Origin of the sequence: Pseudomonas sp. NPDC090208 (assembly GCF_044746785.1) — a bacterium.
GTDB lineage: Bacteria > Pseudomonadota > Gammaproteobacteria > Pseudomonadales > Pseudomonadaceae > Aquipseudomonas.
This window is the reverse complement of the sequence record NZ_JBIVCU010000022.1, coordinates 1-6,568: the sequence shown is the minus strand read 5'-3', so window position 1 is coordinate 6,568 and position 6,568 is coordinate 1. Positions and strand designations below refer to the sequence as shown.

The following is a 6,568-nucleotide window of genomic DNA, read 5'->3' as shown; positions in this document are numbered from 1 at the left end:
CTGTAGGAGCCGGCTTGCTGGCGAACCCATCCGGTCAGCCAATGCAACATTGAATGACACAACGCTTTCGCGAGCAGGGCTCCCTCCCACAGGTTTTGTGCTGTCGGCAAAGTTCAGGCAGGACACCCCCAACCCGTAGCAGTCCGGCTTGCCGGCGGTTGCCTGCCCCGCAATCACCCTCTGGCTCAGTCGAACATCAAGGCCTTGGTGAGCCCCAGGTCGGGGTCCGGATCATCGAGGTGATGAGCCATGCCGACCAGGCTGCGGGCCAGTTTTTCGTAGTCGACCCACAGCGTGTGCAGGTGGTTGAAAACCTGATTGATCACCCGCGTGGTTTCGGCATCCTGACTGTCCTCGTCAAACGCAAAGACGTCGTCGAAACCGGCCAGCTCGAACTGTTCTTCAAGCATTTCCTGCTGTTCGCACAGTGAGTCGAAGCCGTCGCGGCATTCCTCGCGCAGCTCGTTGGCAAAGGCATTGAAGTCTTCATCGTTGTCATCGAATTCGTCACGCAGGTGCTCGGGAATGTCTTGCAGGCTCTTGAAACGCTTGCCAGCGCCGTCCCGGCGGATTTGCGCAACCAGTGCGCCCAGTTCATCGAAATCGCCGTAATCCGACAGCCAGCCGCACTGGATGTTGGCTTCCCATGCCTCGGATACGCACTCGCTGATTTCCGCCATGCAGTCGGCCAGCGAGGTGCGCAGAAAGAATGGGGTCAACAGGGCATCCAGCTTGTCGAAAGCGTCTGCTTGTTGCTCGTAGCGTTTGGCAATCTGATTGGCTTCGCGCGCGTTCATGGGGCCTCACTGGCAATGGCTGGGCGTTCAGGCAGCGTGGTTTCGAGCGCACACACCGAGCGACTGCTAAGCCACACCGCCCCTGATCAGCGCCATAGTGGCTAAATGACCAACAACTCACAACTGCGCCCTTGCCGGAACAACGCCAAGTTGGCAGTCTGCCCAACGCAATCAGATTGCTATCATCCAAAACCCGGCGAGTATCCGCCTTCAACGTGAAAGGATTTCCACATGTCCCACCCCGTCAAAACCCTCGCCCAGGCCGTCGAACACGCACAGACGCTGATGGCCGACTGGATCGTGCCGGAAGGCGCCAGCGACCGGGACACACTGGGTGAGCTGGTCGGCGTGCTGGACAACCGTCAGCTCAATGCCGCACAGCGGGCACTGGCGGCGCCGTACCACAAGGGCATCAACCCGAAGCTGCTCGAACCGCGGCACAAGGTGGCGCATGACCTGCTGCGCAAGTACGGCGTGATGGTCGACCCCGAATCACTCAGCGACGCCGCGATCAACCGGCTGCAATCACGCACCAACTACCCGCGCCTGTCCGACGACTACACCCTGCGCGAATGGAGCGATCTGGTCCTTGGCGAGGGTGAGCAAGTGCGTTTCTATCTGCCGCAATCACCACGGCGCAACACCCACCTGGGCACCGTGCAGTACCTGAGCAGCGAGGCCGGCAGTTTCATTGGCGAACTGGTGAAATCGGTTCAATCCACAAACGACGAAGACGCCGAAACCCATGTTGTCTTCGACGAGGACGACGAAGAGGCCGATCAGGACGATATCCCGCTGACGCCCCGCGAGCCGGCCTTCGTCCACGACAACGAAGCCGAGGCCATCACCGCAGGCGCCACCCGTGGCATCAACACCCTGCACGCGCTGAAGGAAGAAGCCGAAGAGCGCTGGTCACCGGCCATTCAGGACTGCATCGCGGCGCTGCTCGACAGCCACAAGGGCGAAGAAGAAGTCGACACGCTGGACGTCATGGTCGAACTGGTGAACCGCCTGGACCGCCTTGCGCGGGAAGCCCGCAAAGTGCTGGACGAACGCCGCAACGGCTGACGTTCAAGCCAGGGCAACTGCCGGCCGGACTCACAGTGAATTCGGCCCGGCAGGGTCTGACCCTCCCTGCCCTCACCTGTCGGCGGCAGTCGATCGGCCTTTGAGCAGATAACCGACAATCAGAAAATGGCTGACCATCAGCGGCGGCACCACCGCCATGGGGATGTAGTACGTCGCGCCGAAATCCCCCGGCGCCGCGAACGTCAGCCCACGGGCGAAGGCATTCAGGAAATCGGCAATGCCAACCACGCTGAACACCCATACCAGCGCCGTGGCCCCGCGGGCCTTGACCCGCAGCGCGGCGATGGCAGCAAACGCCAGCAACGCCGTCAGCAGGTCGCCATAGGCGGTGGGCACAGCAAAGCGGCTGTCGAGCGGCACGCTGGTGACGCCATGAATCAGAAACGACAGCCCCAGATAACGAAAGCAATGGGGCAGGATCAGCGGAATCAGCGCATCGCTCGGGGACGCTCCGCGCATCCGAGGCCAGACGTACCACAGGCCGACCAGACCAGACGCGATCAGACCCAGCGTGACGCCGAGCGGAAGAATCACTTCAACGGGAATCATGGGCATTACCTCAATCGGCGAACAGACAGATGCCAATGAGGAAACCGCATCACTGGCCTTTGCCGGCGACTGTAGGCAATTCCAGATGGTCGGAAATGACAGGTTCTGGTTGATTCGTGCCATTGCCACCGCCCTCCCGCACCGGCCACACCTGCGCCAGCGCAAAAAGCACTTCGAACAACGTGAAGCCGAGAATCAACAGGCTTGCTCCCTGCGCCACCGCATACAGTTGCCAGACGGCAAACAGCACTCTGGCGAGGGCATCGTAGAGGCCGACGAGGCGGCCAGGATGGCGCAGGCGCCACAGCGACCAGACGATGACCACGCTGCCGAGCAGGTTGGCGAACAGCATCTGCGATGCATCGAGCGACGGAATCGGGCGGTCGAGGCTCAAGGTATCGGACATCGCGTTGAAGCCCTGCAGGCAGGCGTTTGTGGTCCACGGCGTCATGAAGGCGGTGGTGGCAAGCAGGTCGTATATGGCGCTGGCGCGGACGATGCGGCGATTGCCGTTTGCGTTGATCATGGTCTTCCCTCACAGTTCGAGCCCGCAGGCTAAAGCCTGGGGTAAGGTCCAGAGTCAACGGCGGGAATCGGAAAAAATGAGAATCGGCGACGTGGCGAGGCGCACCGGAGTGTCGGTGGATGCACTGCGCTTTTATGAGGAAAAAGGCCTGATCAGGCCACAACGCAGCGCCAACGGTTACCGGCTGTACCCGGAGGAAACCCTGCAACTGGTGGGCTACATCAAGCTGGCCCAGCAACTCGGTTTTTCCCTCGCCGAAATCGGCGAAAACCTGCCCCTGCTGTGGAGCAGTGAAGGTGCGACCACCGAACTGCTGGCCCGGCTGTTCGCGGAAAAGATCGCCCTGCTCGACGAACGCATTGCGCAGATGCAAATGCTGCGTGACGTGCTGGCCGATCGCGCGGCACAGGTCTGTCCGCTGCTGGCTGAAACGGAACATGACGCACGTTGAACCGCACGCTGTGTAATGGCGGTGCTTACTTCATGTCGACTGTTTCAATACTCGGCAACAAGCCGATACTTATGCTGTTTCGCCAAAAGACAATTAACCCATAAATCCCGCCAACACTTCATTCGCGCTTGACACTGCATGAGCGCACATCAAAAAATCCATGGCAGGCGAATCAAACCATCGGACACTTGACAGTGTTCGCCTGGTGATTCGCATGCCGGTTATTTGTTTTACGCCGCCTTACACACCTGACAACTTTTAACGTGTCATCCCGTTCAACGGACAGTTATTCCTACAAAGGATATTTCCCATGAATACACTTTCGGGTGTTGCCATCAATCACTCGGTTATTCCTGCCAATCGTCAATTGCAACTGGAGACACCGGAAACCCGCCATCAGGCAACGACGGCTGAGTTACCGGAAGTTGCTGTGCCGGCCACCCGCCCAGCGGTCAAGGTCGACCTTTCTGTCGAAGGTTTGCAGGCCTCGGCTTCGGCCGATAAACCCAAAGACTCCCCAGCCGCCCAGCAGGCCAAAGAGGTGGCAAAGATCCGCGAGCGCATGAAGGAGCTGCAGCAGAAGCTGCAGGAACAACAGGCGCAACTGCAGGCGATCCAGGGCGACAGCAGCCTCACACCGGAAGAAAAGACTCAGCGCAGCAGCGCCATCATCCAGCAGATCGCCGGGCTCAATGCCGAGTTTGCCAGTGCCACCGCGCAATTGATGGAAGCGCTGCGGGGCAAACCCAAACTGCCCGGCGCCGATGGCGTACAGGCAGTGCCTTACGTCAAGCACGAGATGGAAAAATCCCCGCCGAGCCCGGTCTGAAGGCACTCCGGCCGCTACTCCAGAAAGGTCACGAACTCGTCCAATGGCATGCGCGGGACGGTCATGCGGTTGACCTCCCGGGCATTGTCCGCCCAGCCCAGGGACATGCCGGCGACCACCATGTCTTCTTCGCCCAGCTTCAGCGCCTGACGCAGAAAAGCGTGCTGCAGCGACCAGATCTGCTGCGGGCAGGTATCGAGCCCACGGCCTTTCGCCGCGAGCATGATGTTCTGCAAAAAGCAGCCGTAGCAGATGAAGCTGGACCACTCCAGGCGGCGGTCCATGGTGAAGATCAGCCCCACCGGGGCATCGAAGAAGCGGAACTGGTGTTCGATGTTGAGCCGGCGTTTTTCCTTGTCTGCCCGATTGCAACTTTGCGCCTCGCCCAGTTGTTCGCGAAATGACGTCGTGCGCCGCGCATAAGGCTCATGCACTTCGTTGGGAAAGAACGGGTATTCCGGCGCCAACTCAAGTGGATTGTTTTGATAGGCAGCCACGGCGCCGTCGGTTATTCGCTTGAGTGCCTGGCCGGTCAGGATAAAACAGCGCCATGGCTGACTGTTACTTGCACTGGGCGCGTGACGGGCAACTGAAATGATTTCCCGAACGGTTTCAATAGAGACAGGTGTGTCGGTAAAGCTGCGTTTGGAAGTTCGGCCGCGTATCAGTTCGTCAATGTAAGGAGTGGAAAACATGAGGGCACCTGATCAAACTTTCCAACGGTGAATGGAAGGAGATGGTGCACTGAATTGTTCTGGCAGGAAATCGGGGATATCTGACCGGTAAAACATTTGAGGTTCCTCTAGCATCGACGTGTTGTTCAATTGTCAGGAACTCGTTGAATGAAGATCAGGTTCATCCTTTCCGCACTCGCCACTACATTAACCCTTTCCGCCCACGCGTCCAGCTTTCAGCTGACCAGCCAGGACATTGCCGACGGGCAGCCGCTGAGCCGGCGTGAGGTGTTCAAGGGCTTTGGTTGTGATGGCGACAATGTCTCGCCACAACTGGCCTGGCGCAATGCGCCGGCGGGCACCCGCAGTTTCGCCGTGACGGTGTACGACCCGGACGCGCCGACCGGCAGTGGCTGGTGGCACTGGACGGTGGTCAATATCCCGGCCGAGGTCACCAGCCTCTCCCGTGGTGCCGGCAAGCAGTTGCCGGCCGGCGCCGTGCAGGGCCGCACCGATTATGGCAGCGCCGGGTTCGGCGGCGTCTGCCCGCCTGCCGGTGACAAGCCGCATCATTACCGGTTCACGGTCTGGGCGTTGAAGGTGGACAAACTGCCGCTCGACGAGCAGGCCAGCGGCGCGTTGGTGGGGTATATGCTCAATGCCAATGTGCTGGACACGGCGACGATCACGCCGGTTTATCAGCGTCAGTAGAGGGGTTGTGGCTGACGGCGATGGCTGGTTTCGCCTCCGGCACCTTACGCGGACAACTGTAGGAGCTGGCTTGCCCTGCGACCGGCGACGCAGTCGTCGTAAAACCTGCGCACTCGGTGTGTCTGGTCTTGCGCTGTAGCTGCTAACGCAGCTTGGTTTCGCCTCACGGCGAGTTACTTGGAAAAGCCCCAAGTAACCAAGGGCTCCATACCCCGCCATACGGCACCTCGCTAATGCTCGGTGTACCCTCACTCCGGCAATGCTCCGTGGGCCCGCCGCGAATGGGCCATCCATGGCCCACGCGGCTCTCGCGACATCCTGTCGCTCGACCCACTGCGCATCGCCTGCGTTCGGCCTTCTGGAACGGGGCCCCAGATCAAAATCCAAAGCAAGATCAAAAACCGGCGAAACACACACTCCCTGTGGGAGCGGGCTCGCCCGCGATGGCGTCCTCAAGATCGCCACCGCTGGCAAGTCGGACTGCTACAGGGCGGAGCATGCTGTCTGCTTTTGATTCTGGCCGAAGGCCGTGGGAGCGCACTTGCCCGCGATGGCGGTGTGTCAGGCAAACCGCTTTCGCGACCCTCGTGACCTCGGATCCCTCCCACAGTGATTTGGGCTGGTTACGGTCTTGTGGGGTGTCCTCAAGATCGCCACCGCCGGCAAGCCGGACTGCTACGGGGAGGGGTGTGCCATCTGCTTTTGATTCTGGCCGAAGGCCGTGGGAGCCGGCTTGCTGGCGAAGGCGGTGTGTCATAAAGACCGCCTTCGCGACCCTCGTGACCTCGGATCCCTCCCACAGGGTTCTGTGTTGGCTTTGCAGATTGCGATGGCTGACCAAAATTCCCAAACACCACACATCCGTGGGAGGGAGCCAACTGTCTTAAGCCTCCCACCCGACTAACGGCTGGCAGGCGAGTCTTGCCATGGTTTTCCATCCCG

General features: G+C 60.2%; 8 protein-coding genes. 4 read left to right on the top strand and 4 right to left on the bottom strand.

Translation table 11 applies throughout. The features are described 5' to 3' along the window. Positions 1-185: 185 nt before the first annotated feature. Positions 186-797 (bottom strand): hypothetical protein, encoded by a 612-nt coding sequence (locus ACIPL0_RS27095; RefSeq protein WP_400601086.1) that lies wholly within the window; start codon positions 795-797, stop codon positions 186-188. Positions 798-1,028: 231 nt separating this feature from the next. Between ACIPL0_RS27095 and ACIPL0_RS27090 the strand changes: the two genes are divergently transcribed. Further along, the gene (locus ACIPL0_RS27090; protein WP_400601084.1) at positions 1,029-1,865 is read left to right on the top strand and encodes a hypothetical protein; all 837 of its coding nucleotides are present in this window, start codon (positions 1,029-1,031) and stop codon (positions 1,863-1,865) included. 72 nt (positions 1,866-1,937) lie between these two features. Here the strand turns inward: ACIPL0_RS27090 and ACIPL0_RS27085 are convergent, their stop codons facing one another. Together ACIPL0_RS27085 and ACIPL0_RS27080 are read right to left on the bottom strand one after the other, a co-directional pair. Next, complete coding sequence (locus ACIPL0_RS27085; protein WP_400601082.1) at positions 1,938-2,435, bottom strand: hypothetical protein; 498 nt, start codon at positions 2,433-2,435, stop codon at positions 1,938-1,940. 49 nt (positions 2,436-2,484) lie between these two features. Next, positions 2,485-2,961, bottom strand: a complete 477-nt coding sequence (locus tag ACIPL0_RS27080; RefSeq protein ID WP_400601080.1) for a hypothetical protein — start codon at positions 2,959-2,961, stop codon at positions 2,485-2,487. A gap of 76 nt (positions 2,962-3,037) precedes the next feature. On the opposite strand from ACIPL0_RS27080, the gene ACIPL0_RS27075 reads away from it, so the two are divergent. Together ACIPL0_RS27075 and ACIPL0_RS27070 are read left to right on the top strand one after the other, a co-directional pair. Next, entirely contained in the window at positions 3,038-3,412 is a 375-nt protein-coding gene (locus ACIPL0_RS27075) for a MerR family transcriptional regulator (protein WP_400601078.1), read from the top strand. Positions 3,413-3,722: 310 nt separating this feature from the next. Beyond that, the gene (locus ACIPL0_RS27070) at positions 3,723-4,241 is read left to right on the top strand and encodes a hypothetical protein (protein ID WP_400601076.1); all 519 of its coding nucleotides are present in this window, start codon (positions 3,723-3,725) and stop codon (positions 4,239-4,241) included. Positions 4,242-4,255: 14 nt separating this feature from the next. On the opposite strand, the gene ACIPL0_RS27065 is transcribed toward ACIPL0_RS27070, so the two are convergent. Beyond that, complete coding sequence (locus ACIPL0_RS27065) at positions 4,256-4,936, bottom strand: nitroreductase (protein ID WP_400601074.1); 681 nt, start codon at positions 4,934-4,936, stop codon at positions 4,256-4,258. Positions 4,937-5,083: 147 nt separating this feature from the next. Here ACIPL0_RS27065 and ACIPL0_RS27060 point away from each other — a divergent pair, with 147 nt between their 5' ends. After that, the gene (locus tag ACIPL0_RS27060; protein ID WP_400601072.1) at positions 5,084-5,626 is read left to right on the top strand and encodes a kinase inhibitor; all 543 of its coding nucleotides are present in this window, start codon (positions 5,084-5,086) and stop codon (positions 5,624-5,626) included. Positions 5,627-6,568 lie beyond the last annotated feature (942 nt).

Excerpts from the sequence above, each read along its gene's own strand:
- ACIPL0_RS27095 (WP_400601086.1), bottom strand. The coding sequence starts at position 797 with ATGAACGCGCGCGAAGCCAATCAGATTGCCAAACGCTACGAGCAACAA.
- ACIPL0_RS27090 (WP_400601084.1), top strand. The coding sequence starts at position 1,029 with ATGTCCCACCCCGTCAAAACCCTCGCCCAGGCCGTCGAACACGCACAG.
- ACIPL0_RS27085 (WP_400601082.1), bottom strand. The coding sequence starts at position 2,435 with ATGATTCCCGTTGAAGTGATTCTTCCGCTCGGCGTCACGCTGGGTCTG.
- ACIPL0_RS27080 (WP_400601080.1), bottom strand. The coding sequence starts at position 2,961 with ATGATCAACGCAAACGGCAATCGCCGCATCGTCCGCGCCAGCGCCATA.
- ACIPL0_RS27075 (WP_400601078.1), top strand. The coding sequence starts at position 3,038 with ATGAGAATCGGCGACGTGGCGAGGCGCACCGGAGTGTCGGTGGATGCA.
- ACIPL0_RS27070 (WP_400601076.1), top strand. The coding sequence starts at position 3,723 with ATGAATACACTTTCGGGTGTTGCCATCAATCACTCGGTTATTCCTGCC.
- ACIPL0_RS27065 (WP_400601074.1), bottom strand. The coding sequence starts at position 4,936 with ATGTTTTCCACTCCTTACATTGACGAACTGATACGCGGCCGAACTTCC.
- ACIPL0_RS27060 (WP_400601072.1), top strand. The coding sequence starts at position 5,084 with ATGAAGATCAGGTTCATCCTTTCCGCACTCGCCACTACATTAACCCTT.